The sequence below is a fragment of the Pseudooceanicola sp. genome, assembly GCF_029213205.1.
Classification (GTDB): Bacteria; Pseudomonadota; Alphaproteobacteria; order Rhodobacterales; family Rhodobacteraceae; genus Pseudooceanicola.
The window spans coordinates 54,359-79,122 of the sequence record NZ_JARGNH010000001.1 but is presented as its reverse complement, the minus strand read 5'-3'; the positions used below and the strand labels follow the sequence as shown (position 1 = coordinate 79,122).

The following is a 24,764-nucleotide window of genomic DNA, read 5'->3' as shown; positions in this document are numbered from 1 at the left end:
AATCTGCCATGCGCCCCGGATATAGCCGGGGTGCCGGGGGTCAGCTTTCGTCGTCGGGCGCCGGGCGGCCAACACCGCGGAACACCGCGCGAAACGGCAGCGCCCAGAGCACCCCGAGGCCGAGATAGACCAGCAACTCGACCAGAATGCCGGGCCGGTCGAGCCAGGACATCACGCTGACGGCCGCCACGATATAGAGCGGAAGGCCGATCAGCAGGATGATCAGCGCCCAGCGGCGGCGGGCCTTGTGGGTCAGTGCCATCCGCTCAATCCGCAAACGGGTCGGTGACAAGGATGGTGTCTTCGCGTTCCGGGCTGGTCGACAACATCGCCACCGGGCATTCGATCAATTCCTCGACCCGGCGGACATATTTGATCGCATTGGCAGGCAGGTCTGCCCAGCTGCGCGCACCCTCGGTCGATTCCGACCAGCCTGGCAGCTCCTCATAGATCGGCTGACAGCGCGCCTGCCGGTCTGCCGCCGTCGGCAGGTAATCCAGCCGCTCGCCGTCCAATTCGTACCCGACGCAGATTTTCAGCACCTCGAATCCATCCAGCACGTCGAGCTTGGTCAGCGCGATGCCGTTCACCCCGCTGGTGGCGCAGGTCTGGCGCACCAGACAGGCGTCAAACCAGCCACAGCGCCGCTTGCGCCCGGTGACGGTGCCAAACTCATGCCCGCGGGTGCCCAGACGGTTGCCGTCGTCATCGTCCAGTTCGGTCGGAAACGGGCCTTCGCCGACCCGGGTCGTATAGGCCTTGACGATGCCCAGCACGTAATCAATCGCGCCGGGGCCGACGCCGACACCGGTCGCGGCCTGCCCGGCGATGACATTGGACGAGGTCACGAAAGGATAGGTGCCGAAATCAATGTCCAGCAGCGCGCCCTGCGCGCCCTCGAACAAGATACGCTTTCCGGCCTTGCGCTTTTCGTTCAGCATTTTCCAGACCGGGGCGGCGTATTTCAGGATCTCCGGCGCGATCTCTTGCAACTGCGCCACCAACGCGTCGCGGTCGATCGGCGCGATCCCCAGCCCCTTGCGCAGCGGATCATGGTGCTGCAACGCGCGATCGACCCGCGCGCCCAGCGTCGCGTCATCGGCCAGATCGGCCACCCGGACCGAGCGGCGCCCGACCTTGTCTTCATAGGCCGGGCCAATGCCGCGCCCGGTGGTGCCGATCTTGGTGCCCTTGCTGGCCGCCTCTTCGCGGGCGCGGTCAAGCTCGCCGTGAATCGGCAGGATCAGCGGCGTGTTCTCGGCGATCATCAGCGTCTCGGGCGTGATTTCGACGCCCTGCTGGCGGATCGAGTCGATTTCCTTCACCAGATGCCAGGGGTCCAGCACCACGCCATTGCCGATCACCGACAGCTTGCCGCCGCGCACCACGCCCGAAGGCAGCGCGTTCAGCTTGAACACCTCGCCGTCGATGACCAGCGTGTGGCCCGCGTTATGACCGCCCTGAAAGCGACAGATGATATCGGCCCGCTCGCTCAGCCAGTCGACGATCTTGCCTTTGCCCTCGTCGCCCCATTGAGCGCCCACGACAACCACATTGGCCATACCCTACCCCTTTGAGGAGAAAACCCGCGCCCCTCATATCGAAGCGCTGGCCGCTGCGAAACCGGATTTTCGCCACACCGGGGCACAGCGGCGATTTACCCGCCTCGAAATGGCCGAAATCACCGAAATCGCAGGACCGGCGCGCCCTCGATGCCGCGCAGGCCCGACGGCGGCACTGCGCCGCAACGCTGGCCTCTGGACAGCGATCATGTTCTTGGGTCAGAGTCCGTAACCGAAACGATCCGGGGCATGACGATGAGCTTTATTCTGCGCTGGCTGGCCGCTTTCCTGCTGTTGTCGGCCACTTTCAACCCCGGCAAATACAATTACCTCGGCTGGAGCCGCGCCAATTGGCCGGATCAGATGCCGATCATCCTGTTCTGCGGGCTGCTGCTGCTGACCGGCTATATCATCTATCTGCGCGCCACCCTGCGTTCGATCGGGGTGTTCGGCATGACACTGATCCTGGCGCTGGCCGGATCGCTGACCTGGGTGCTGGCGGATCTGGGATTGCTGTCGCTGGACAACCCGACGCTGAACACCTGGCTGGGCCTGCTTGCCCTGTCGCTGGTGTTGGGGATCGGGCTGTCCTGGTCGCTGGTGCGTCGCCGTCTGTCCGGTCAGGCCGATGTCGATGATGTCGATGAATGACCCGGGCTATCAGGCAATCCGGGGCGATCCGAGACGATGCGTGATCCGGGGGTTGCCCTGCGCCCGCTGCTCCACTAGATAGCGCCGATACCGCTGTGCCGTTTGGCCGGACCCGCATCCGCCAGACCCGGCATCGTCCCGATCCGCGAACCGACAGGCCAATCGCATGGAAAACGTCGTCCTTATCATCCACCTGATCCTGGCTTTGTCGCTGATCGGCGTGGTGCTGCTGCAACGCTCTGAGGGCGGCGGACTTGGCATGGGCGGCGGCAGTGGCTCGGGACGCGGCACGCTCACCGCTCTGGGCAAGGTCACCTGGGTGATCGCGGCGGCCTTTATCACCACCTCGATCGCGCTGACCGTGATTTCAGCCGAGAAAAGCGCCGGCACCTCGGTTCTGGACCGGCTGGGCGGCAACGTCGAGGCGCCGGTCGATGGCACCACCCCACCCGCCGACAGTGACGGCGGATTGGTTCCGCCGCCCGCATCCGGCGACGGCGGGCTGACACCTTCGGCGGACTGACCACAACTTTTTGAGGGCCGCGCGCCCGATCCAACACCATCTAGCGGTCGCCTTGCGTCCGTGGGGCGAATCTGTTACCTGTTAAATCCCGTGAGTGGTGGTTATTCGTCCGCCTCTGGCACTGGTGTTTTGGCAACGATTCCCAGTCCGACACACAGATTTCACGGGGGCATCCGAACATGGCCAGATTTATCTTTATCACCGGTGGCGTCGTATCGTCGCTGGGCAAGGGCCTGGCCTCGGCGGCGTTGGGATCGCTGTTGCAGGCGCGCGGATTCACCGTGCGGCTGCGCAAGCTCGATCCCTATCTCAACGTTGATCCCGGCACGATGAGCCCGTTCGAACATGGCGAGGTCTTTGTCACCGACGATGGCGCGGAAACCGACCTCGACCTTGGCCATTACGAACGCTTTACCGGGGTGGCGGCGCGCAAGACGGATTCGGTCAGTTCCGGGCGCATTTACCAGAACGTTCTGGATAAGGAACGGCGCGGCGACTACCTGGGAAAAACCATCCAGGTGATTCCGCATGTCACCAATGAAATCAAAGACTTCATCAAGATTGGCGAAGATGAGGTCGATTTCATGCTTTGCGAGATCGGCGGCACCGTCGGCGATATCGAAGGCCTGCCATTCTTTGAGGCGATCCGCCAATTTGCCCAGGACAAGCCGCGCGGCCAATGCCTGTTCATGCATCTCACCCTGCTGCCCTATCTGGCGGCCAGTGGCGAGCTGAAGACCAAGCCGACCCAGCACTCGGTCAAAGAGCTGCGCTCGATCGGGTTGCAGCCGGATATCCTGGTCTGCCGCTCCGAACAGCCGATCCCGGAAAAGGAACGCGCCAAGATTGCGCTGTTCTGCAATGTCCGCCCGGATGCGGTGATCCCGGCCTATGACCTGAAATCGATCTATGAGGCGCCGCTGGCCTATCACGCGCAGGGCCTCGATCAGGCGGTGCTGGATGCGTTTCAGATCAGCCCGGCGCCACGTCCCGATCTCAGCCGCTGGGAGGATGTCTATGACCGCATCCACACCACCGACGGTGAGGTGAATATCGCCATTGTCGGCAAATACACCCAGCTTGAGGACGCCTATAAATCAATCAAGGAGGCGCTGATCCACGGTGGCATGGCCAACCGGATCAAGGTCAATGTGCAATGGGTCGATTCCGAAGTCTTCGACCATGAGGACGCAGCGCCGCATCTTGAGGGCTTTCACGCCATCCTGGTTCCCGGCGGCTTTGGCGAGCGCGGCACCGAGGGCAAGATCAAGGCGGCGCAATTCGCGCGAGAGCGCAACATCCCCTATCTGGGCATCTGCCTCGGCATGCAGATGGCGGTGATCGAAGCGGCCCGCAATCTGGCCGGGATGGCCAAGGCGGGATCCGAGGAATTTGATCACGAGTCAGGTGAAAAACGTTTCGAGCCCGTGGTTTACCACCTGAAAGAATGGATTCAGGGCAGCCATGCGGTGCAACGCAAGGTCGATGACGACAAGGGCGGCACCATGCGGCTGGGCGCCTATAGCGCGACCCTGGCCGAAGGCTCACGGGTGGCCCAGATCTATGGCAGCACCCAGATCGAGGAACGCCACCGCCACCGCTATGAGGTGGACACCAAATACCGCAAGGCGCTGGAGGCCAAGGGGCTGTGCTTTTCCGGCATGTCCCCCGATGGCCGCCTGCCCGAGATCGTCGAGATCAAGGACCACCCCTGGTTCTTTGGCGTGCAGTTCCACCCGGAGCTGAAATCGAAACCGTTCGAGCCGCATCCGCTGTTCGCCGATTTCGTGCGGGCGGCAAGGGATGTGTCGCGGCTGGTGTGATCGCGCTAGCGCAGCGTGATCCAGGGCAGACGCTCGCACGCGACGCCATCCCGGTCATCGTCCAGCCTGTGCCGATCTCCGCCTAGGGCGCGAAGGAAGCGGGTGGCCTGCCAGCGCGTGACAAAGTCCGCGCAATCCAAATCCGGCCCCTGGTTTGCCCGCTTGATCGACACCGGAAATGGACGATTGAGCTCTGCCACGCAACGATCAGCGATCCAAGCCAGCGCCGCCGCCGCAACGAATGCCAGCAAAGCCGACCTGGCTCGCGACGCCATCCGCGCGCCCTGAGGCCGCCACGTGTCGCGGCGCTGCAACGGGTATATGTCCTTCTTCATCTCTGCCTCCCGTACAGCGGTATCTGGGTTTCCCGGGTGCCAGGGTGATGGATCAAAAAATCGTCAGATTTCAGTCAAATATTAGAAATTTGGATGGCGCGCCCGGCCTGAACCGGTCATCAGATCGGGCGGCACCGGCGATTGCCCCCTCGCCCCCGCCAAATCTCAGCGGGCGTCTCTGGCCCCCCATACGAATCCGTCACATACTCGTGCGAAACCGCCGGGAACCGGAAAGGACAGGCCGTGAGCAATCCAGACGACAGCAATATTTCGCCCGAAGACTGGCTCGAGGCCGAACTCCTCGACTCGTTCGACGAAGAGGTCGAGCTGGAGATGGAAGACTCAATCCTGTCGATGAAGATCGCCGAGATCTATCGCAAGGCGCATGGGCCGACGCTGCCGCGCCCGGAGTATTTCCGCGCCCTGCTGAAACTGCAGGCGGAGCTGATCAAGCTGCAGGATTGGGTGGTCGCCAACAACGAAAAGGTGGTGGTGATCTTTGAGGGCCGCGACAGCGCCGGCAAGGGCGGGGTGATCAAGCGGATCACCCAGCGGCTGAACCCCCGCGTGGTGCGCACCGTCGCCCTGCCCGCGCCTTCGGATCGGGAAAAGACCCAATGGTATTTCCAGCGCTACGTGCCGCATCTGCCGGCGGGTGGTGAAATCGTGCTGTTCGACCGGTCCTGGTACAACCGCGCCGGGGTCGAACGGGTGATGGGATTCGCCTCGGACCAGGAGCTTGCCGATTTCTTTCACGATGTGCCGGAATTCGAACGGATGCTGGTGCGGTCCGGCATCAAGGTGGTGAAATACTGGTTCTCGATCACCGACGAGGAACAGCAGATGCGGTTCCTGATCCGCATCCATGACCCGCTGAAACAATGGAAGCTGAGCCCGATGGATCTGCAATCGCGGATCCGCTGGGAAGATTACACCAAGGCCAAGGAGGATATGATGCAGCGCACCAATATCCCCGAGGCGCCTTGGTATATCGTACCCGGCAATGACAAGAAACGGGCGCGGCTGAACTGCATCGACCATCTGCTCAGCCTGTTTGACTATTGCGAGGTGCCGCATGAGGACGCCAGCCTGCCGGAGCGGGTGTTCAACCCCGATTACGAACGGTCACGGATGCCGGCCGAGCTCTACGTGCCGTCGAAATACTGACGCCGCACCCGTTCACGGCAAAATCAATCAACCGGATCGGATTGCGCATTGGCGCGGCGGCGGCCAAGGCCTATGTCTGAGACATGTTCGCTGATCTCTTGTCCCGGCTGATCCGGCCCGACCCCGCCCCCTTGCCCGATGCCGACGCGCGTCTGGCCCTGACCGCCCTGCTGGTGCGCGCCGCGCGCAGCGACGGGCATTACGACAACGGCGAGCAGGCGCGCATCTCTCGGATCCTCGCCAACCGCTATCACCTCTCCGCCGCCGAGGCGCTGGAGCTGCGCCAGAATGGCGAAGTGCTGGAGGTCGAGGCGCCGGACACCGTCCGCTTTACCCGCGCGATCAAGGATGCGGTGCCGCTGGAGGATCGCATCGCCGTGGTTGAGGCGCTCTGGGCGGTGGTGCTGGAGGACGGCACCCGCAATGACGCCGAAAACGCGCTGATGCGGCTGGTGGCCAACCTGCTGGGGATCACCGATCAGGACAGCAATGCAGCACGGCGGCGGGTGACACCGGGATGAGCCGCGGCGGGCTGATCGCCGCGCTGCCGATGTATGACCGCCCCGAGAGCCGCAGCGCCACCGATGCGCTCTGGGTCGCGATCCGGGATCAGCTGCGCACAGCCGGGATTGCCGCGCCTGAGGGGCTGAGCCATGACGGCGATCTCTGGGCCGAGTGGCAATCGCCTGACCTGCTGCTGTCGCAGACCTGCGGATTGCCGTTTCGCAGCCGCCTGCACCGCCAGGTGGCGCTGGTCGCCACCCCGGATTACGGCCTGCCCGGCTGCGCCGCGGGCCAGTACAATTCCGTCATCGCGATGCGCGCCGGGGATCCGCGCCGGGCCTCGGCGCAGTGGCGGGATCTGCGGCTGGCCTATAACGATCCGCTGTCGCAATCCGGCTGGGCGGCCGCCGTCGACGCGGTGGCGCAGCGCGGCGGCGGCTTTGCCGAATGCCTGCAAACCGGCGGCCATGCGGCATCGGCCCGCGCCGTCACCGAGGGCCGCGCCGATATCTGTTTCATCGACGCGCAGAGCTGGCGGTTGATGCGGCGGGATGATCCGGTGATTGCGGCACTGGCCGAGGTCGGACGCACGCCGCCGACCCCGGGCCTGCCGCTGATCACCGCGCCGGGCCGCGATGTCATTGCCCTGCGCACGGCGGTCGGCGCGGCGATTGCGGCGCTGTCTGAGTCGCGTCGCGCGCAACTTGGCCTCAACGGGCTGGTGGTGTTGCCCGAAGCCGCCTATCTGGCGCAGCCGATCCCGGCACCGCCGCCCATTGGTCGCGTCTGAGGCGCGGACCCTGCCGTCGCAGGGGGCGCTGCCCCCTCGGCCTTTGGCCTCACCCCCGGGATATTTTCGACCAGAGGAAGCCGGGGACCTGCGCGCTCAAGGCTGGCCGTCACGGCCCCCGGCGATCAGGCGGCGGCGGAGCCAGCCGGAAAGCCAATCCATCACAAACACCATCAGGATCACCAGGGTGATGTAATAGCTGACCTCTTCCCAATCCTTCTGGGTGATCATCGCCTGGGTCAGCAGCAGGCCGATGCCGCCGCCGGTGATCGCGCCGATGATGGTGGCGCTGCGGGTGTTGGATTCAAAGTAATAGAGGATCTGGCTGAGGAATACCGGTGTCACCTGCGGGATCACCGCGAAACGGTAGCGTTGCAGCGGTTTGGCCCCGGTCGATTGCAGCCCTTCGATCTGTTTGGTGTCGACGTTTTCCAGGGTTTCCGAGAACATCTTGCCAAAGCTGCCAGTGTCGGTGATCAGGATCGCCAGCGCCCCGGTCAGCGGCCCGGGGCCGAAGGCGCGGGCCAGCACGATGGTCCAGATCAGCGCATCCACCCCGCGGCAGAAATCAAACAGCCGCCGCGCCGCCTGACGGATCAGCACCAGCGGGGTAAAGGATTTCGCCGCCAGGAAGGCCAGCGGCAGCGCCACGATCGCGGCGCCGAAGGTGCCCAGAAACGCCATCAGGATGGTTTCGAACAGCGCCCAGGCGACCTCGCCATGGCGCCACATCGGATTTTGCCAGAAATCATGCCAGATCGCCCCGGCCTCACCGTTCAGCGCCTGGCTGAGCAGCGTGCCGGGCGCCATGCCGTGAAAGCGGCTGTCGAGGGTGAAAAAGAACATCTCCCATCCGATGAAATAGCGAAACACCTCGGTCTTGTTGCGGGTGATCGTCACCCGCCCGGCATCGGTGGTGATCGCAACCCGGTTCTTCGAGGCGTTGATGAAGGTGGGCAGCGGCCCCTCCGGGAAGGTTGCGTTCACCCCGTCGCGTGAGGGATTGGCGCGCAGGATGCCATAACCGGGGATGTCATAGCTGACCTGTTGATCCGGGCCAAGCCGCACCAGATGGCCGTCGCGCAGCTGAACCAGGGTGACGGCCCCGCGAGTCACCCAATCCGGCGCACTGCCCTCAGGATAGGTGCCCTTGCGCTCGCCTTCGATGGCGATGTCGATGATGCCACTGCGGTTGTCGCGGCTGACATGGGTCTTGTAACTGTAGGCGTCGGCCACCAGGGTGCGGGCGTTTTTCAGGCTGGCCCGGTCGGCCAGACCCGGCACATCAAAGGCAAAGAACGCGTAGGTCAGATAGGCAAGGACCAGCAGCGGGATGGCAAAAGCCGTCAGCCGTTTGCGCCGGAACAGCGCGTCGGCCTGGGCGTGGATGACTTGCGGGGCGAGGGCCATACTCATGTCAGCATCTCCGAGGTGCGACCTTCGGTCAGGTGGCTGCGGGCCATCGACGACAGCTGATCAAACAGCACGATGGTGGCAAAGAGCAGCAGAAAGATCGCAGCGCTCTCGTCGTATTTTCCCTGCCCCCAAGTCATCGCATTCTTCAGCTCATAGCCAATGCCTCCAGCCCCGACAAAGCCGAGGATGGCGGAGGCGCGAATGTTGATCTCGAACCGCAGCAACGCATAGCTAAGGTAATTCGGCGCCACCTGTGGCAGCACCCCCAGCAGCATCCGCTGCGACCAGCTGGCCCCGACCGAGGCCAGCCCCTCGACCGGTTTCAACGAGGCATTTTCATTGACCTCGGAAAACAATTTGCCCAGCGCCCCCGAACTGTGCAACGCAATCGCAATCATCGCCGGCACCGGGCCGGCGCCCAGTACAAAGATCAGGATCAGCGCGACGACGATTTCCGGCACCGCGCGCAGCACATCCATCAAACGGCGGAACAGCGGGATCAACCGCGGCCAGCGCGCCAGCCCCCGGGTCGACAGCATCGACAGAACGATCGCAACCAGCGCCCCGATCAGGGTCGAGACGGCGGCGATATTGATGGTTTCCAGCAGGGCGGGCAGGAAAGCCACCATATGGCCCGGCAATTGTTCCAACTTGTCCGAAGCCTCGCGCAGCACGATGATCGGGAAATCAAGGATGTTATCCGCGCCGTCCCAGAACCCGCCTGCATTGCGGCTGTCGGCGACCATGAACCCGGCGGTCATCGCCGCGACGAACAGCGCCAGCAGGATCGCGGAATAGAGCCGCTTGCGCCGGGTCAGAGCGAGGTAATCGTCGCGAATATGCTGCACCCCGGTGCGGGCTTGCGCAGTGATCTCGGCCATGTCGGAAACCCCCAAGAATGTCGGACGGGCCCGGCAGGCCCGCCCGGTCAGGTTGCGCTTATTGCGATTTCGCGCGACGTGCTGCGATGATCGACAGATAGGCGTCATGGGTGATCGGATCGAAACCCAGCGATTCACCGGCCGAGATGTTGTAGGTGCAGTCGCGGTCGCTCTCATACATGCCGTCGATCAGCGCGGTCATCTTGGCCTTGACCTCGGCGGGCAGCGATTTGCGCAGCACGACCGGGCCCTCGGGGATCGGCTTGGAGCGCCAAATCTCGACCAGATCGTTCATGTCCACCAGACCCGCATCCACCGCCTTGCGCAGGGCGCCGGAATTATAGCCGTCTTCCCAGGTGCCCTGGCCATCGGCCCAGGTCACGCCGCCGTCGATATCGCCGTTATTGACCGCGACGATGGTCTGCTCATGGCCGCCGGTAAAGGCAACTTCGCCAAAGTAATCGCCGGAGTTCATCGTCACCCCGAATTGCGCCGGGATCTCGATCGAGGGGATCAGGTAGCCGGAGGTCGAGTTCGGATCGCCAAAGCCGAATTTCTTGCCCTTCAGGTCTTCGATCCTGGTGATGCCGCTGTCTTTGCGGGCAAAGCCGATGGAATGGTACCCATAAGAGCCATCGACATTGATCTTGACCAGCACCGGCTCAACCGCGTCAGGGTCGTCGAGATAGGTCTTGGCATAGCCCGAGGCGCCCAGCCAGGCCATGTCGATGGTGCCGCCGAGCAGCCCCTGGATCACCCCGTTGTAATCGGCGGGGGCAAACAGCCTGGTTGGAACGCCCAGCGCCTCTTCGGTGTGTTTCTTCAGGCATTCGTGGCTGTTCATCCGGTCCTGGGCGTTTTCGCCGCCCAGAATGCCGATCCGGAATTCCTTGATCTCTTCTGCAGCGGCAGGTGTCACCAATGCGGTGGTGGCCAGAATGACAGCGATCAGCGTTTTCATCTCGGGTTTCCCTCTGTGATAAGCCGCCGGGTTGATCCCGGGCGGCGGGTGATTGTGGGTGGAATTGGGCTAGACCGTCGCGCCGGCAGCCTGGCGGCCGCCGGGGCCAGAGCCTGGCCCCTCGCGATCCAGTGTTTCGATCTCGGTCGAGGTCGCGGATTCAGAAAAACTGGCATCGGCGCCATAGATGTCGCGGGCAACCCCGGTGGTCAGCTGCGCCGGGGTGCCGTCAAACACGATACGCCCGTCGCGCATGCCGATCACCCGGTCGCAATAGCGCCGCGCGGTGTCCAGCGTGTGCAGATTGGCAATGACGATGCGCCCGTCCTCTTCGTGGATACGGCGCAGCGCCGCCATCACCAGCTGGGCATTCATCGGGTCAAGGCTGGCGATCGGCTCATCCGCCAGAATGATCTTGGGATCCTGCATCAGCGCCCGCGCAATCGCCACCCGTTGCTGTTGGCCACCCGACAGTGCCTCGGCGCGTTTGGGCGCGTGCTCGGCGATACCCAGCCGCTCTAGGATGTCGATGGCGCGGTGGATATCGGCGCTTGGGAACAGATTGAACAGGCTGCGCAGGGTCGAGCGACGGTTCAGCGTGCCATGCAACACGTTCGAGACCACATCCATGCGTGGCACCAGGTTGAACTGCTGAAAGATCATCGCGCAATCGGCCTGCCAGCCCCGCACCGCGGCGCCCTTCAGGGCGGTGATGTCGCGCCCTTCGAACAGGATCCGGCCCGAGCTGTGCGTGGTCAGCCGGTTCAGCATCCGCAGCAAGGTTGATTTGCCCGCCCCCGAGCGTCCGATGATACCGATCATCATCGGCTGCGCGATCTCGATGCGCGCCGCGTCGACCGCAATAGTGCGGCCAAAGGATTTGGTCAGATGGTCAATGCTCAGCACGCGCGGCCCTCCAATGGATGAGGTCCTGTTAGGGACGCTGCGAAACGGCTTTGTAACCTGACCGTGAAACTTTTGTTACGCGGCCTGCAACCGGGCGCAAAATGCCCCGCGACTCGGCTCACGGCCAGCAATGGCCACATTGCATCACGCCGCCAGCAATCTGCCTCAACCATCTTGGCGCCCCGGGGTGGCGGCCCTATAAGGCCCGGGCAGCGACAGCGGAGGCGGCATGCGCAAGGCAGAGATCACCCGCAAGACGGCCGAAACGGACATCACCGTCTCGATCGATCTGGATGGCAGCGGGCGGTATGACAACCGCACCGGCATCGGCTTCTTTGACCATATGCTGGACCAGCTCGCCCGCCATTCGCTGATCGACATGAATGTGACCTGCAGCGGTGACACCCATATCGACGATCACCACTCGGTCGAGGACACCGGCATCGCGCTGGGTCAGGCCCTGGCCCGGGCGCTGGGCGACAAACGCGGTATCCGCCGCTACGGTGCCTGCCTGCTGCCAATGGACGACGCGCTGGTGCGTGCCGCGCTCGATCTGTCGGGGCGCCCCTATCTGGTCTGGAACCTGGACCTGCCGACCCAGAAGATCGGCACATTCGACAGCGAATTGCTGCGTGAATTCTTCCAGGCCTTCAGCAGCCATGGCGGCATCACCCTGCATATCGACGCGCTGCACGGCATCAATTCCCACCACATCGCCGAAGCGGCATTCAAGGCGGTGGCCCGCGCCCTGCGCGAGGCGGTGGAAACCGACCCGCGCAAATCCGACGCGATCCCCTCGACCAAAGGCGCGCTCTGAGCCCGTCCCGGTGCCGACCAAGGCGCCAGCTGCCTTGCTCTTCTTCTGGTCAAAAACATCTCGGGGGCCTGGGGGCAGCGCCCCCAGCCCGTTCCCCCCCAGGGCCCCCGCGCGCCCCCCCCTTCCCCCCCCTTGACCCCATCGCGATTTCGCGCGACCTGCTGCCTCTGCCCCAGCAAAAGGCCAAGACCATGCTCACCGTTCTGATCGATTACGAAAGCGGCAACCTGCATTCCGCCGAAAAAGCGTTTCAGCGGATGGCGCGTGAGGTTGGCGGCGGTCAGGTGATCGTCAGTGACCGGGCCGAGGACGTGGCGCGTGCCGACCGTATCGTCCTGCCCGGCGACGGCGCCTTTCCGGCCTGTGCCCAGGCCCTCAAGGGGCGTGAAAACCTGTTTGACGCGCTGCGCGAGGCGGTCGAAACCCGGGGTCGCCCGTTTCTGGGCATCTGCGTCGGAATGCAGCTGATGGCCCGGATCGGCCATGAATATCAGGACACCCCGGGCCTTGGCTGGATCGACGGAGAGGTGACCCGCATCACCCCAGATGATCCGGCCCTCAAGGTGCCGCATATGGGCTGGAACGATCTGGTGATCGACCGCCCGCATCCGGTTCTGGCCGGGATCGAGACCGGCCAACACGCCTATTTCGTCCATTCCTACCAGATGCAGGTCAATGCCGCCGACCAATTGCTGGCGCATGCCGATTACGCCGGACCGATCACCGCCATTGTCGGGCGCGACACGATGATCGGCACCCAGTTCCACCCGGAGAAAAGCCAGGCGACCGGGCTGCGGCTGATCGCCAACTTCCTGACCTGGACACCCTGAGCGCCACCGCCCCCACCGGGCGAAAAGTCTTGGCCAAGACTTTTCTCGCGAATTTTCGCGAAAATTCGCCGCCCCGATGTCAGCGTCAGATCATTTCACCCGGTTCCATGTCTGTTTCTTGCAGATCGGCCCGATACAGCCGCGCACTTTCAAAACGTCGCCGGTCATATCCATCTTCGAGGCATAGACCTTGTCCGTCGACGGTTGCCAGATCTTGCCGTGGCGATAGGCGCCATTGCCGTTCGGCTGCATGTCCCAGACCAGTTTCTTGCCCAGATTGGGGCTCTTGTATTCGCCGGTGTCGTTGAAGGTGCGGCTGATCACGCCACAGATCGCCGCGCCGCAGGGTGCAACCGTCACATGGGCATAGGCCCCGTCATCCACCTCGGTCTTCCAGGTTCCCTCAACCGGATCTGCCAGAGCCATCCCCGCCAGCAGTGCCCAGGCCGCAATCGCACTCGTCACTCTCCGCATCGTCTCTCTCCTCAATTCATCCCGCCCGCAGGTTGACCGGATGTCGCGCGCCGGACAAGTCCGATTGCAAATCTCGCCACGTCATGCAAAACCCCGCCGACATCCCGCCCAACCTGACCGGACAGACCGCCATGATCCTTTATCCCGCCATCGACCTGAAGGACGGCAAGGCCGTGCGGCTGCTGCGCGGCGAGATGGACAAGGCCACGGTGTTCAATGACAACCCGGCGGCCCAGGCCACTGAATTCGTCGCTGCGGGCTGCGAGTGGCTGCATCTCGTCGATCTGAACGGCGCCTTCGCCGGTGCCCCGGTGAACGCCGCAGCGGTCGAGGCGATCCTCGCCGCCTGCCCGGTCCCGGCGCAGCTCGGCGGCGGCATCCGCGACATGGCCACGATTGAGGCCTGGCTGTCCAAGGGGCTGGCCCGGGTGATCCTGGGCACCGTGGCGGTCGAAAATCCCGATCTGGTGCGCCAGGCGGCGCGTGCCTTTCCCGGTCAGGTCGCGGTCGGCATCGACGCGCGAAACGGCAAGGTCGCGACCAAGGGCTGGGCCGAGGAAACCAATGTCGACGCCACCGATCTGGCCCGCAGCTTCGAAGATGCGGGCGTCGCTGCGATCATCTACACCGACATCAACCGCGACGGCGCGATGCAGGGCCCGAATGTCGAGGCGACCGCCGCGCTCGCCCGCGCCGTCTCGATCCCGGTCATCGCGAGTGGAGGAGTCAGTTCCATCGCCGACCTCATCGCCCTGCGCGACTGCGGCGCGGCGCTGAACGGCGCGATCTCGGGCCGGGCCCTCTATGACGGGGCGATCGACTTGAAAGAGGCGCTGACGGTGCTGCGCGGCTAGGGCGGCGCCTCCGCCGACAATCCGTGCTAGCCTGCCCGCATGGCCCGCCTGATCCACCTTGTCTTCGCGCTGCTGGTGATCGGCCCGATCCTGATCTGGCTCGGGGCGGCCGTCGGCGTGCTGACGCTGGCCAATGGCTTCGGCTGCACCATCCACGAAGGCTTTGCCACCCCCTGCCTGGTCGCCGGGACCGACTGGGGCGAGGCCGCCTATACCCTTGACCTCCTGGCCGCCTGGGGGCCGCTGATCTTCGCCCCGGTGGTGATCGGTTCGGCTGCGCTCTGGGGGCTCTTCGCGCTGGTTCGGGCCTTCCTGCGCCGCCGCGCCCACCGCGCCTGACCCCAACCTGACCCCGCGATACCGCGGGGCCAGGATGCGCCCGGTCCGCCGCGTCAGGCGCGGGCAGACCGGGACGGGACCGGCGCGTGATCCATGTCGCCGGTCACCTGCGGATCAATTCTCGGGCAGCAGGCCCGCGGATTGCGCGGTCTCCACCTCCGTCATGTCCACCTCGCCGTCGCCGTTCTCGTCGATCTCGGCAAAGGTGTCTTCGGTCATGTCCGAAACAGCTGCCTGCAGCTCTTCCAGCGAATAGCTGCCATTGCCGTCAACGTCCTGCTCGGCCGTCAACGCCTGTACCGCCAGCGGGCTGGCGATCAGCGCGGCAAGGGCAACCGATTTCAGGGCAAACGTCTTCATGACAACACTCCTTTTATAGTCAGTTTGTCCGCAACTCCCGGACCATCCGGTGAGTCGTGAGCGGACGCTACGCCGGCTTTTCATTCTCCGCGAGAGGGAAAATGAAGGCGGCTTCAACCACCGGCAAGACATTGCCATAAAACCAAAAATTCCGGGCGGTTCACCGCCCGGCGGATGCCGTGATCGGATCTTTGCCGACCCGCATACCCGCTGCGCGCGACTTCCGGCGCATCGCCCGCTCTGCCCGCGGCGCCCCATTGACCCGCGGCCCGAAACCGGCCGCCGCCGCTGGGCAGGAAACCCCTCGCCTGAGGCGATCCGCCCACTGGCCCGGCGCTGCGGATCGTGCTCCCCTGTCGCCCGCGAGCACCCCGTGAGGCCCCCGATGACCGCAGTCCCCCTGCCCCGCCACGCCCGTATCTGGGGCCGCGTGTAACCGGGCGATTTCCTCGACAATTACACCGTGAGCACCCCGCTCACCCCGCGCGCGGCGCTCGACCTCGCCTTGCGCTCGCCCGCCTGGGCCCGCACGCTCCTGCGCCTGCGCGACGCGGTGGTGGGCCCCTTCGGCCTCAAGACCGCCGCGGACGACGCCCGAACCGGATTCCCGGTGGAATATGAATGCGACGAGGAACTCATCGTCGGCATGGACGACCGCCACCTGGATTTCCGCATCACCGTGCTGAAATCCGAAGGCACGGTCCATATCGCCACCTGGGTGCACCGCAACAACGCGCTTGGCCGGGCCTATCTCGCGCTGATCGCCCCGTTCCACCGGCTGATCCCGCGCAGCGCCATCCGCCGCATCGCCGCCGCCCGTTAGGTAGGGCTGGCTGCCCCCTTTCCCCCCTGCCCCCCCGGCGCTATGAAGGCGGCAAAGGAGCGGCCCCATGTTGAAAACCCGGATCATCCCCTGCCTCGATGTGGCCGATGGCCGTGTGGTCAAGGGCGTGAATTTTGTCGACCTGCGCGACGCCGGTGATCCGGTGGACGCGGCGCGCGCCTATGATGCCGCCGGGGCGGATGAGATCTGTTTCCTCGACATCCATGCCACCCATGAAAACCGCGGCACCATGTTCGATGTGGTCACCCGCACCGCCGAAAGCTGCTATGTGCCGCTGACCGTCGGCGGCGGCGTGCGCACGTCGCAGGATGTGCGCAATCTGCTGCTGGCCGGGGCCGACAAGGTCAGTTTCAATTCCGCCGCCGTCGCCAATCCCGATGTGGTCGCCGATGCGGCGGATCATTTTGGCAGTCAATGCATCGTCGTCGCCATCGACGCCAAGACCGTCAGCCCTGGAAAATGGGAGATCTTTACCCATGGCGGGCGCAAATCCACCGGCATTGACGCGGTAGAATTCGCACTTGCCGTGGCCGCGAAAGGCGCCGGAGAGATCCTGCTGACCTCGATGGACCGTGACGGCACCCGCTCTGGTTTCAACCTGCCACTGACCCGCGCCATTGCCGATGCGGTGGATATCCCGGTCATCGCCTCGGGCGGGGTCGGCACATTGGATCACCTGGTCGAAGGGGTGACCGAGGGCCACGCCTCTGCGGTGCTGGCCGCCTCGATCTTTCACTTTGGCGAATTCACCATTGCCGAGGCCAAGGCCCATATGGCCGCCGCCGGTATCCCGATGAGGCTGACATGAGCATTCTGCACGACCTTGCCGCCACCGTCGTCGCCCGCAAGGGGGCCGATCCTGACACCTCCTGGACCGCGAAGCTGCTGGCCAAGGGGCCGGAGAAATGCGCCGAGAAATTTGGCGAAGAGGCGATCGAGGCGATCATCGAGGCCACCAAGGGCGACCGCGCCGGACTGACGTCCGAGGCGGCGGATGTGCTCTATCACCTGCTGGTCATGCTGACCGCCCGTGACGTCACCCTGGCCGAGGTCGAGGCCGAGCTGGCTCGCCGCGAGGGCACCTCGGGCATTGCCGAAAAGGCCGCGCGCCCAAAGGGCTGACGCGGCCCGCCGTTCAGCGCCCTTTGAACACCGGCTTGCGTTTTTCCAGAAAGGCCGCGCGGGCCTCGCGCCCGTCTTCGCTGCCAAAAGCCATGCGGATATTGGTCACCTCATAGCGCAGTTGCTGTTCCATATCGTTGGATTCACAGGCTTTGACCACGCCACGTTTCAGCAGCCGCAGGGTGATCGGCGACCATTCGCAGAGCGATTGACAATATTCGGCCAGCCGCGCGGCAAAGGCGTCGTCGGCGACCGCCTCACCGGCCATGCCCCATTCCAGCGCCTCGGCGCCGGTGACGGTGCGGTTTTCCATCATGAAGCGCATCGTGCGTTCATAGCCCATGACCTGCGGCAAGGTCATGGTCAGCCCGGCATCGGGCGATCCGCCGATCCTGGTGTATCCGGCCATCAGCCGGGCACTCTCCGCGATCAGCCGCACATCGGCGGCCATCGCCAGCCCCAGCCCGGCCCCAACCGCGACGCCATTGATCCCGGCGACCACCGGCTTGTCACAGCGTTTGCGCAATGCCAGCACGAAATTGCCGACCCAGCTGATATCATCAAGCTGGGCGTTCTGCGGCGATTTCGGCGAATAATTCGGCGGCCCGCTCAGATCGAGGCCCGCACAGAACGCCCGGCCGCTGCCGGTGAGCGCAACCACCCAGACATTGTCATCCGCGACCGCCGCATCGATGGCCTCGATCAGCGACCAGGCCAAGGCCCCACTGAGGGCGTTCATCTTATCCGGACGGTTCAATGTGATTGTGCGGACGTGCCCGTCATCCGAAGTTGTCACCAGTGAAGTCATACACCGTTTCCTTTGTCAAAAGAGATCGCGCCAACATCCCGCATCGCGCCCGCTTCGACCAGTGTCAGGCGTCAAAAAACAGAGATCTGGCCGAACACCGGCCACGGCAGCTCGGTCAAGGCGTATCGCTCAGAGGCTTGAGGACACGATACCGGTGTTGAGCTCGTCCATTCGCAATTCGCCGAACAGCCGTTGATATTCGATCTTGGGACAGCGGTTCATCACCACATCGACACCGCGCGCCCGGGCGGTTTCGGCAGCGCCGGGATGTTCCACCCCGATCTGCATCCAGATGGTTTTCAGATCGGGAAACCGCGCCAACGCCGCGTCCACAATCGGCGGGACATGTTCGGAGCGGCGAAAGATATCGACCATATCGACCGGCTCGTCGATCTCATCGAGATCGGCACGCACGGTTTCGCCCAGCAGGGTCTTGCCTGCATGGCCAGGATTGACCGGTATCACCCGGTAGCCTTTCAGCCCCAGATAACGCGCCACATAGTGGCTCGGCCGGGTTTCATTCGGAGAAACGCCGATCACGGCAATCACCCGGGTGCGGCCCAGGATGTGTTTCAGGAAGTCGTCGGTATATGTTTCGCTCATGCCGCCAGAATGGGCGCGGCTGCGGGCGGCGGCAAGAGGAAATTCATTGCCCCCTTACCCAAAAAAAGCGCCCGGATGGACCGGGCGCAGTCACGGAACGAGGGACAGTGAAAGGAAACATCGAAGTTCCGGTTCGACGCTTCTGGACAACACTTAGGCACCCAAGAGCAACTTAGGTAGGGCAGGTAAAGGATTTGTGAAGACTCGACAGGCTCCTCAGCCGCCGACCCGCGAAGCATAGAGCGCCACCGCCGCCGCGTTGGACACGTTGAGCGAGCCAAAATCACCCAGCGCCGGAATCCGGACCAGCGCATCGCAGGTCTCGCGGGTGCGTTCGCGCAGGCCCGGCCCCTCGGCGCCCAGCACCAGCGCCACCGCGCGATCCCGCTTGCCACTCAAGGCGCTGTCGATATCGCCCTCACCCTGGCCGTCCAACCCAAGCAGGAGATAGCCCATCGCCCGCAACTCGACCATGGTGTCCGCCAGGTTGCGCACCCTGAGATAGGGCTGACGTTCCAGCGCGCCGCTGGCGGTCTTGGCCAGCGCCCCGGTTTCGGGTGCGGAATGATGCCGTGTGCCGATCACCGCCAGCGCGCCAAAGACCTCGGCCGAGCGCAGGATCGCGCCGACGTTGTGCGGGTCGGTCACCCGGTCGAGCAACAGCACCCGAGGGGCGCTCTGACCATCGCCGAGACAGCGCTCGGCCACCGGGCCCCAATCCAGCGGTTTGGCCTCGAGTGCCGCCCCCTGATGCACCGACCCGGGGTCGAGCGGGGCGTTGAACGCGCGGGCATCGACGATCTCGGGGGTGATCCCGGACAGGTCCACCGCCTCGCCCAGCCGGTCGGCGGCATTGCGGGTGAGGATCAGCCGCAGCTTTTGCCGCGCCGGGTTCAGCAGCGCGTCGCGCACCGCATGGATCCCGAAAAGCCAGAGGGTTTCCGCCGCATCGGCCTTTTTCCCGCGTTCCTTTTCAACCACCCATTTCGGCTTTTTCATCACATCCTCGCCCATTGATCCCCCGTCTGTGGCACCCGCGCGACCCTGGCGCAAGGGGGCATGGCCGGGCCGGGAATTTCCTGTTGACGCTCGTTAAGGCCCCGCGTATTCACCCCATCACGATCCGGGACGGCTGTGCCGCTCCCCTGGTCGGGCGACGGGCTGCAAGGTGCGGCAGCGGACTGTAACTCCGCCGGGGAGACCCACGCCTGGTTCGATTCCAGGGTCGCCCACCATTTCTTACAAAAATCATTTGAGATCAATTGCTTTCCCAAAAGGAATCACGTTTATATTTAGTGATTTCAAAGACTTACGGCGCATTTGTCCCGCAAATTCAGCAACCACCCAAGCGCAAAATTCAACTTTGGATTGAGGTCGCTGTCTAATCCGATGATTTCGATATGGGGCGGGAACCGGACTATAGCCGCAACTGCGAACGTTCTGTGATTGACTAACCACAGCAGACATACGCACTAGTTTTGCGGACGGAAGATTTAACATCAAGGGCTTATGCTGAAGGCCAAGAAGAGCTATGAGTAGGTGATAGATTTGATCATTTTCAATGGGGTGGGGTATCTTTGTTAAAGCCCAGCTTTGCACTGTTTCTAACTAGGCACCGCTTCAATCTACGCGATGTGTTGCCGACTGTGTCTAACGGTGCTACAATGCACGACTTTGAAATTTCTAAGAATTTCCCTCCGTTTCAAATGCTCAGTTGGAATGGAGGGGACGGGCAGCTTGCAGAGTTGGGGCGGGCTTTTGCAGTTGCGCAATACATGGCAGAAAACGGCGTCAGTGAAACCAAGGGTTTCACATTTTACACTTCTCGTCTCAGTGACGAGGCATGGGAATTCGCGTTGCGTTTCTCTCCTTACTCCAAAGTCGATAATGCTCTAAATAATCTCGAGCGCGTGCATTCAGCCATGCAAGAATCCTGCATTGGTTTGAATACAGCGATGGCTGGCATGGCAGCGGCAATGGAGCTTCATGATCGCGACACATCAGCCTACGTACGTGAACAATCTAAGGCCACATCTAATCTTCTCACATTCTCTGCCCTGTACGCTTCGTATATCGAGGTGTGTTATCGAATAAGAGACTATTGCGGCTTGAAAAAGAGTCAGGCTTATCGGCGTGCAATTGGACGGCTTATTGGTGAAAAATCTGGTGAACACGATTTTGCTAAAGGGTTAAGGAATTTTATTCTCCATTATCACTTAGCTGAACCCTCCGTGACTATCACTTGGGGCGATGAACGCACGGCTAAGTTGCTCTTAAACCCTAATTCCTTATTGTATGGTGGTTTTGATTGGACCGCTAATGCTCGTTTATATATCCAAAAGCAGAAGGAACTGGACGTTATCGCGACAACAAGTGTCGTCTTGCGAAACGTCAGTCGGATAGTTCGATTCCACCGAAAAATGGCCGAAAAACAACTCCGTACTTCAAAGCTGGCTTTTGACACATATCGATATGAGCGCTCCAGATATCAGCACCTTGCAAAGTCTGTTACAGATATGGGCGCAATTTTCAAACGCCCAACCACCATTCTATCCAGAACTGTGGACAAAAAACTCATAGAACAAACATTGAATAGCACATTGTCTGAAGATGATGTGCGCACTGTCCTTACCACTCTAGCAGATCGCTTCCGAAATCTGTCAGATGACGCGAAGGCTGCTATCTCTCGTGAGGTTGATGAACTATTAAAGCAAAACCCGAGATACCCGAATGGCGGAGCGTTTTTGAATGGGCGGAAATGGACATGACATTTAAGTCAATCCGCTAACAAAGTAACATAATGAACCCTATTGGCCCGAAGGTCTGCTATGCGGGCTGCAACCACTACATCCAAGCCTAACAGCAGGTGTCCGCTGTGGGCCGAGAATCTCGCCAATACTATTCCCCTGCCCCCCTCATCCAATCGCCCGCACATCCACCGACTGGGTGTTCTTCTGCCCGCCGGCGGCGCGCAGGTGGCCGATCACCGGGCTGACGTCGGAATAATCGCGCCCGTAGCCGACGACGATGTGGTCGGTCGAGGCCAGGGTGGCATTGGTCGGGTCGTATTCGATCCAGCCCTGCGCCGCGCCGCACCAGGCGCGCACCCAGGCGTGCATGGCGTCGGCACCTTCAAGCCGCACCCCGCCCGGGGGCGGCAGGGTGCGCAGGTAGCCGCTGACATAGCCCGCCGGGATCCCCAGCGCCCGCAAACCGAGGATCATGATATGGGTGAAATCCTGACAGACGCCGCCGCGCTGGCGAAAGGCATCCAGCGGGTCGGTTTCGACGGTGGTGGCCTCGGGGTCAAACGCCATGACCGCGTGCAGCGCCTGGCCCAGCTGAATGACCTGACTGGCGCTTGAGGCCTGGGCATTCACCGCACCAAAGGCGAAATCGGTGATCTCCGCGTTCGGGCGCAGCAGCGGCGAGGTGCCAAGGAAATGCATCGGCGATCCGGCGCTGAGATCGGTTGAGGCAACCAGTTCGCGGCCGAGGTCGCCCACCCCGGCCGAGATGTCAAAGAACGGCGGCGGGGCAAAGACCTCGACCCGGCAGGACAGCCGGATCTCCATCGCGTCATGCGGCAATGTATGGTTGATCGAGGTCACGGCATTGCCAAAGAAATCAATCACGTCATAACGTTCGGCCGGATAGGGCAGGATCTCGATCAGATGGGCGGTGACCCGCTGTGCCTGGCCGTCACTGCGCGGCAGAACCCGGATCAAATGGCGGCTGTGGTCTGCGGGCTGGTCGTATTTATGCGCGATGGTCAGGCGGATGTCATAGAGCATGGATCACACCAGATGCGCCGATCCGAGCAGGTCAGAGAGGGCCCAGACCTCGCTGCGGACCGCGATCAGGCTGGCCGGATCGAAATCCCGCGCCCGCTGCACGCTCAGATCGGTTTCCAGCTGCAGCGCCTTGCGGCCCAGATCGGTCAGCGCATATTCGTTCGAATTGCCCGGCAATTCGTGAATATGGGTTCGAATGCGGCTGAGGTGGTAATGGATCGAGCGCGGGTTGCGGCCATCCAGCGCCAGCAGGTCACAGACCGAAGCCGATGAGGCGATAATCGAAAACCGGGTGCGGTGGGAAATCACGCTGTCGCCGATCTCAAGCGCCAGATCCAGCGCCCCTTCGGGGGCCTCGGGCCCGGCCAGCTGCGACAGCAGGGTGCACATGTTCGCCGCCCGTTCGATCGAAGTGCCGAGGCTGAGGAAGCGCCAGCCGAGTGAGCGATACATGTTTTCATGCACCAGCCCGGAAAAGCCGGTGATATGACGCAGGAGCTGGCTCATCGCCATCGGCTCTTCGTCCAGCGGGACGTTCTGGGCGCGATGCTCCTGAACCAGCCGGTTCAGATCTTTCAGCGCCATCATCCCGTCCGGCGAAAACCGGTCGCCAACCTTGCCTGCCGCCTGCAACGCGTCCTTCAACGGGGCCTCGAACAGCGCCGCCATCTCATTGGCAACCGGGGCGGCCTCGGCCAGCAGGGTCCGGCGCATATGCTCCAGCAGCGGCGCGTCATGGGTTTCGCCGTCGCGCAGCCGCGCGAAATAGGCCCGGTAGAGCCGCATGTTCATTTCCGCCCGCTCGATATAGCGGCCCATCCAGAACAGATTGTCCGCCGCCCGGCTGGGCAGAACCCGGCTGAGCGGATGGGCGCCGGACCGGTTGCTCAGCATCGACGTCAGCGGCACCGGCGCGGCACTGTTGATCCAGACATCGGCCACCTGACCACCGCGCTGCATCGCGAATGCGGTGGCGTCATTGCCAGCGCTGACCCTGGCATAGCCGCCCGGCATCACCTGCCACCCGGCATCGGTGCGGCCCAGAAACACCCTGAGGCACATCGGGCGCGGCACCAGTTGGCCGTTTTCCCAGACCGGTGCAGTGGACAGGGTCACCGCCTCCTGGCCGACCAGATCGCGGCCACGGTTGCGCAGCATATCGGCAATCGCCGCATCCTTCTGATCCTTGAATTCGGTCGACAGCAGCACTCCGCCCTCATCCGACATCAGCGGCGCGGTGGAATAGGCCGATCCGATCATCATCGTGGCGCGGTTGGCGATCACATGCGCCTGCTCCTTGTTCTGGCCGCACCACCAGGTGGCGATATTTGGCATCAACAGCGCCTCGCCGCGCAGGGCCCTGGAGAATTTCGGCATGAAGGCCATCAGCGCCCGGGTTTCCAGAACGCCGGAGCCCAGCGCATTGACCACATTCAGGTTCTGCCGCCGCACCGCATCCAGCAGCCCAGGCGTGCCCAGCGCCGATTTCGCGTTCAGCTCCAGCGGGTCGCAAAGGGCACTGTTCAACCGTCGCCACAGCAGGCTCAGCGGTTTCGGGCCGGCGACGGTGCGCACCATTGCCACCCCGTCCTGCACGATCAGATCCTCGCCCTCGACCAGCAGCAGACCCAGGTAACGGGCCAGATAGGCATGTTCGAAATAGCCCTCGTTCATCGGCCCCGGTGACAGGACCGCGACCTCGCCATCCTTGGTGCCGCGCAGGTCCAGCAGGCTTTGCTGGAAATCCTGAAAGAACCCGGCCAGCCGGTGGATATTGGCATTGGCAAAGAAATTCGGGAACACCCGGCGCATCGCGACCCGGTTTTCGACCGCGAAACCGGCGCCGCCCGGCGCCTCGATCATGTCGCCGATCACCCACCATTTACCATTCGGGCCACGGCCGATTTCAAAGGACAGGAAGTTCAGGAATTGCCCCGACGCTGGTGTCACCCCCACCATCGGGCGCAGCCAGGCCGGGTTCTGCGTCAACAGGGTGGCGGGCAACTGGCCGCTGGCGACCAGGGTGTTGGCGCCGTAGAGGTCGCGCACCACGTCCTCAAGCAGATCGGCGCGCTGAATCAACCCGGCAGAGATCGTCGCCCATTCGGTTTCGTCCAGCAGCACCGGCATGTGGCTGAGCGGCCAATCGCGCTCTGAGGAAACGCTGTCATCGTATTTGCGGAACAGCACCCCGGCATTGCGCAGATATTGATCGCCACGCGCGAACCGGCGCTGCAATTCCTCTGCGCCGAAGCCAGAAATATGGTTCAGCAGATCGGCCCAGACCGGGCGCAGGCTGCCATCCGGGCGCAACATCTCGTCCCGATCCGTGACCTGGGCGCGATAATTGGCCAGCAGGTGACCGGTATCGTTCGGCGCTGAATATTGCGGTGTCTGCAT

General features: G+C 63.3%; 27 protein-coding genes, 1 tRNA gene and 1 pseudogene. 15 read left to right on the top strand and 14 right to left on the bottom strand.

What is annotated here, in order from left to right; translation table 11 throughout:
- Positions 1-40: 40 nt before the first annotated feature.
- Positions 41-262, bottom strand: coding sequence for a DUF2842 domain-containing protein (locus P1U48_RS00385; RefSeq protein WP_301066162.1), 222 nt, complete (start codon positions 260-262; stop codon positions 41-43).
- A 4-nt stretch (positions 263-266) separates the two neighbouring features.
- Positions 267-1,562, bottom strand: coding sequence for an adenylosuccinate synthase (locus P1U48_RS00380; protein ID WP_301066160.1), 1,296 nt, complete (start codon positions 1,560-1,562; stop codon positions 267-269).
- Between the two features lie 255 nt (positions 1,563-1,817).
- Here P1U48_RS00380 and P1U48_RS00375 point away from each other — a divergent pair, with 255 nt between their 5' ends.
- The 3 genes from P1U48_RS00375 to P1U48_RS00365 all read left to right on the top strand — a co-directional run bounded on the left by P1U48_RS00375 (position 1,818) and on the right by P1U48_RS00365 (position 4,559).
- The gene (locus P1U48_RS00375; protein WP_301066159.1) at positions 1,818-2,213 is read left to right on the top strand and encodes a DUF6524 family protein; all 396 of its coding nucleotides are present in this window, start codon (positions 1,818-1,820) and stop codon (positions 2,211-2,213) included.
- Positions 2,214-2,379: 166 nt separating this feature from the next.
- Positions 2,380-2,736, top strand: coding sequence for a preprotein translocase subunit SecG (gene secG / locus P1U48_RS00370; RefSeq protein WP_301066158.1), 357 nt, complete (start codon positions 2,380-2,382; stop codon positions 2,734-2,736).
- A gap of 179 nt (positions 2,737-2,915) precedes the next feature.
- Positions 2,916-4,559 carry a CTP synthase gene (locus P1U48_RS00365; RefSeq protein WP_301066156.1) on the top strand — a complete coding sequence of 548 codons (1,644 nt, stop codon included), beginning with the start codon at positions 2,916-2,918 and terminating at the stop codon, positions 4,557-4,559.
- Positions 4,560-4,564: 5 nt separating this feature from the next.
- Here P1U48_RS00365 and P1U48_RS00360 read toward each other — a convergent pair whose 3' ends face one another.
- Entirely contained in the window at positions 4,565-4,894 is a 330-nt protein-coding gene (locus tag P1U48_RS00360; RefSeq protein WP_301066155.1) for an excalibur calcium-binding domain-containing protein, read from the bottom strand.
- 243 nt (positions 4,895-5,137) lie between these two features.
- Between P1U48_RS00360 and ppk2 the strand changes: the two genes are divergently transcribed.
- The 3 genes from ppk2 (at position 5,138) to P1U48_RS00345 (ending at position 7,355) form a co-directional block, all read left to right on the top strand.
- Complete coding sequence (ppk2, locus tag P1U48_RS00355) at positions 5,138-6,061, top strand: polyphosphate kinase 2 (protein ID WP_301066154.1); 924 nt, start codon at positions 5,138-5,140, stop codon at positions 6,059-6,061.
- An 83-nt stretch (positions 6,062-6,144) separates the two neighbouring features.
- Positions 6,145-6,582 (top strand): TerB family tellurite resistance protein, encoded by a 438-nt coding sequence (locus P1U48_RS00350; RefSeq protein ID WP_301066153.1) that lies wholly within the window; start codon positions 6,145-6,147, stop codon positions 6,580-6,582.
- A complete protein-coding gene (locus P1U48_RS00345; protein ID WP_301066152.1) occupies positions 6,579-7,355 on the top strand; it encodes a PhnD/SsuA/transferrin family substrate-binding protein in 777 nt (258 codons plus the stop codon). Before P1U48_RS00350 ends, P1U48_RS00345 begins: the two co-directional genes overlap by 4 nt.
- Before the next feature lie 96 nt (positions 7,356-7,451).
- Here P1U48_RS00345 and phnE (P1U48_RS00340) read toward each other — a convergent pair whose 3' ends face one another.
- The 4 genes from phnE (P1U48_RS00340) to phnC form a co-directional block, all read right to left on the bottom strand.
- On the bottom strand, positions 7,452-8,771 hold the full coding sequence (gene phnE, locus P1U48_RS00340; protein ID WP_301066151.1) for a phosphonate ABC transporter, permease protein PhnE: 1,320 nt from the start codon (positions 8,769-8,771) through the stop codon (positions 7,452-7,454).
- Positions 8,768-9,652 (bottom strand): phosphonate ABC transporter, permease protein PhnE, encoded by an 885-nt coding sequence (phnE, locus tag P1U48_RS00335; RefSeq protein ID WP_301066150.1) that lies wholly within the window; start codon positions 9,650-9,652, stop codon positions 8,768-8,770. Before phnE (P1U48_RS00335) ends, phnE (P1U48_RS00340) begins: the two co-directional genes overlap by 4 nt.
- 58 nt (positions 9,653-9,710) lie before the next feature.
- Positions 9,711-10,613 (bottom strand): phosphonate ABC transporter substrate-binding protein, encoded by a 903-nt coding sequence (gene phnD, locus P1U48_RS00330; RefSeq protein ID WP_301066149.1) that lies wholly within the window; start codon positions 10,611-10,613, stop codon positions 9,711-9,713.
- A gap of 69 nt (positions 10,614-10,682) precedes the next feature.
- Complete coding sequence (gene phnC, locus P1U48_RS00325; protein ID WP_301066148.1) at positions 10,683-11,519, bottom strand: phosphonate ABC transporter ATP-binding protein; 837 nt, start codon at positions 11,517-11,519, stop codon at positions 10,683-10,685.
- A 229-nt stretch (positions 11,520-11,748) separates the two neighbouring features.
- On the opposite strand from phnC, the gene hisB reads away from it, so the two are divergent.
- Both hisB and hisH read left to right on the top strand, forming a co-directional pair.
- Positions 11,749-12,336: an imidazoleglycerol-phosphate dehydratase HisB gene (gene hisB, locus P1U48_RS00320; RefSeq protein ID WP_301066147.1), complete on the top strand. Its 588-nt coding sequence runs from the start codon at positions 11,749-11,751 to the stop codon at positions 12,334-12,336.
- 191 nt (positions 12,337-12,527) lie between these two features.
- Positions 12,528-13,166 (top strand): imidazole glycerol phosphate synthase subunit HisH, encoded by a 639-nt coding sequence (hisH, locus tag P1U48_RS00315; RefSeq protein ID WP_301066146.1) that lies wholly within the window; start codon positions 12,528-12,530, stop codon positions 13,164-13,166.
- A 90-nt stretch (positions 13,167-13,256) separates the two neighbouring features.
- On the opposite strand, the gene P1U48_RS00310 is transcribed toward hisH, so the two are convergent.
- The gene (locus tag P1U48_RS00310) at positions 13,257-13,640 is read right to left on the bottom strand and encodes a DUF2147 domain-containing protein (protein WP_301066145.1); all 384 of its coding nucleotides are present in this window, start codon (positions 13,638-13,640) and stop codon (positions 13,257-13,259) included.
- 131 nt (positions 13,641-13,771) lie between these two features.
- On the opposite strand from P1U48_RS00310, the gene hisA reads away from it, so the two are divergent.
- Both hisA and P1U48_RS00300 read left to right on the top strand, forming a co-directional pair.
- On the top strand, positions 13,772-14,494 hold the full coding sequence (hisA, locus tag P1U48_RS00305) for a 1-(5-phosphoribosyl)-5-[(5-phosphoribosylamino)methylideneamino]imidazole-4-carboxamide isomerase (RefSeq protein WP_301066851.1): 723 nt from the start codon (positions 13,772-13,774) through the stop codon (positions 14,492-14,494).
- Positions 14,495-14,533: 39 nt separating this feature from the next.
- Complete coding sequence (locus tag P1U48_RS00300) at positions 14,534-14,833, top strand: hypothetical protein (RefSeq protein ID WP_301066144.1); 300 nt, start codon at positions 14,534-14,536, stop codon at positions 14,831-14,833.
- Between the two features lie 114 nt (positions 14,834-14,947).
- On the opposite strand, the gene P1U48_RS00295 is transcribed toward P1U48_RS00300, so the two are convergent.
- Positions 14,948-15,193 (bottom strand): EF-hand domain-containing protein, encoded by a 246-nt coding sequence (locus tag P1U48_RS00295; protein ID WP_300240033.1) that lies wholly within the window; start codon positions 15,191-15,193, stop codon positions 14,948-14,950.
- Positions 15,194-15,647: 454 nt separating this feature from the next.
- Between P1U48_RS00295 and P1U48_RS00290 the strand changes: the two are divergent.
- From P1U48_RS00290 to P1U48_RS00280, 3 genes and pseudogenes are all read left to right on the top strand, one after another.
- Positions 15,648-16,016 (top strand): annotated as a pseudogene (locus P1U48_RS00290) (DUF2867 domain-containing protein); the annotation flags it as partial.
- 67 nt (positions 16,017-16,083) lie between these two features.
- Positions 16,084-16,845 (top strand): imidazole glycerol phosphate synthase subunit HisF, encoded by a 762-nt coding sequence (hisF, locus tag P1U48_RS00285; RefSeq protein ID WP_301066143.1) that lies wholly within the window; start codon positions 16,084-16,086, stop codon positions 16,843-16,845.
- Complete coding sequence (locus P1U48_RS00280; protein WP_301066142.1) at positions 16,842-17,159, top strand: phosphoribosyl-ATP diphosphatase; 318 nt, start codon at positions 16,842-16,844, stop codon at positions 17,157-17,159. The genes hisF and P1U48_RS00280 overlap by 4 nt, the downstream gene beginning before the upstream one ends.
- 13 nt (positions 17,160-17,172) lie before the next feature.
- Here the strand turns inward: P1U48_RS00280 and P1U48_RS00275 are convergent, their stop codons facing one another.
- The 3 genes from P1U48_RS00275 to rlmB all read right to left on the bottom strand — a co-directional run bounded on the left by P1U48_RS00275 (position 17,173) and on the right by rlmB (position 19,569).
- Positions 17,173-17,967, bottom strand: coding sequence for an enoyl-CoA hydratase-related protein (locus P1U48_RS00275; RefSeq protein ID WP_301066141.1), 795 nt, complete (start codon positions 17,965-17,967; stop codon positions 17,173-17,175).
- 129 nt (positions 17,968-18,096) lie between these two features.
- Positions 18,097-18,570: a CoA-binding protein gene (locus P1U48_RS00270; protein WP_301066140.1), complete on the bottom strand. Its 474-nt coding sequence runs from the start codon at positions 18,568-18,570 to the stop codon at positions 18,097-18,099.
- Between the two features lie 216 nt (positions 18,571-18,786).
- The gene (gene rlmB / locus P1U48_RS00265) at positions 18,787-19,569 is read right to left on the bottom strand and encodes a 23S rRNA (guanosine(2251)-2'-O)-methyltransferase RlmB (protein ID WP_301066848.1); all 783 of its coding nucleotides are present in this window, start codon (positions 19,567-19,569) and stop codon (positions 18,787-18,789) included.
- Positions 19,570-19,721: 152 nt separating this feature from the next.
- Between rlmB and P1U48_RS00260 the strand changes: the two genes are divergently transcribed.
- Both P1U48_RS00260 and P1U48_RS00255 read left to right on the top strand, forming a co-directional pair.
- Positions 19,722-19,805, top strand: a tRNA-Tyr gene (locus tag P1U48_RS00260).
- Between the two features lie 429 nt (positions 19,806-20,234).
- The gene (locus tag P1U48_RS00255; RefSeq protein WP_301066139.1) at positions 20,235-21,338 is read left to right on the top strand and encodes a hypothetical protein; all 1,104 of its coding nucleotides are present in this window, start codon (positions 20,235-20,237) and stop codon (positions 21,336-21,338) included.
- Positions 21,339-21,485: 147 nt separating this feature from the next.
- On the opposite strand, the gene P1U48_RS00250 is transcribed toward P1U48_RS00255, so the two are convergent.
- Positions 21,486-22,364: a transglutaminase family protein gene (locus tag P1U48_RS00250; RefSeq protein WP_301066138.1), complete on the bottom strand. Its 879-nt coding sequence runs from the start codon at positions 22,362-22,364 to the stop codon at positions 21,486-21,488.
- A 3-nt stretch (positions 22,365-22,367) separates the two neighbouring features.
- Complete coding sequence (locus tag P1U48_RS00245) at positions 22,368-24,764, bottom strand: circularly permuted type 2 ATP-grasp protein (protein ID WP_301066137.1); 2,397 nt, start codon at positions 24,762-24,764, stop codon at positions 22,368-22,370.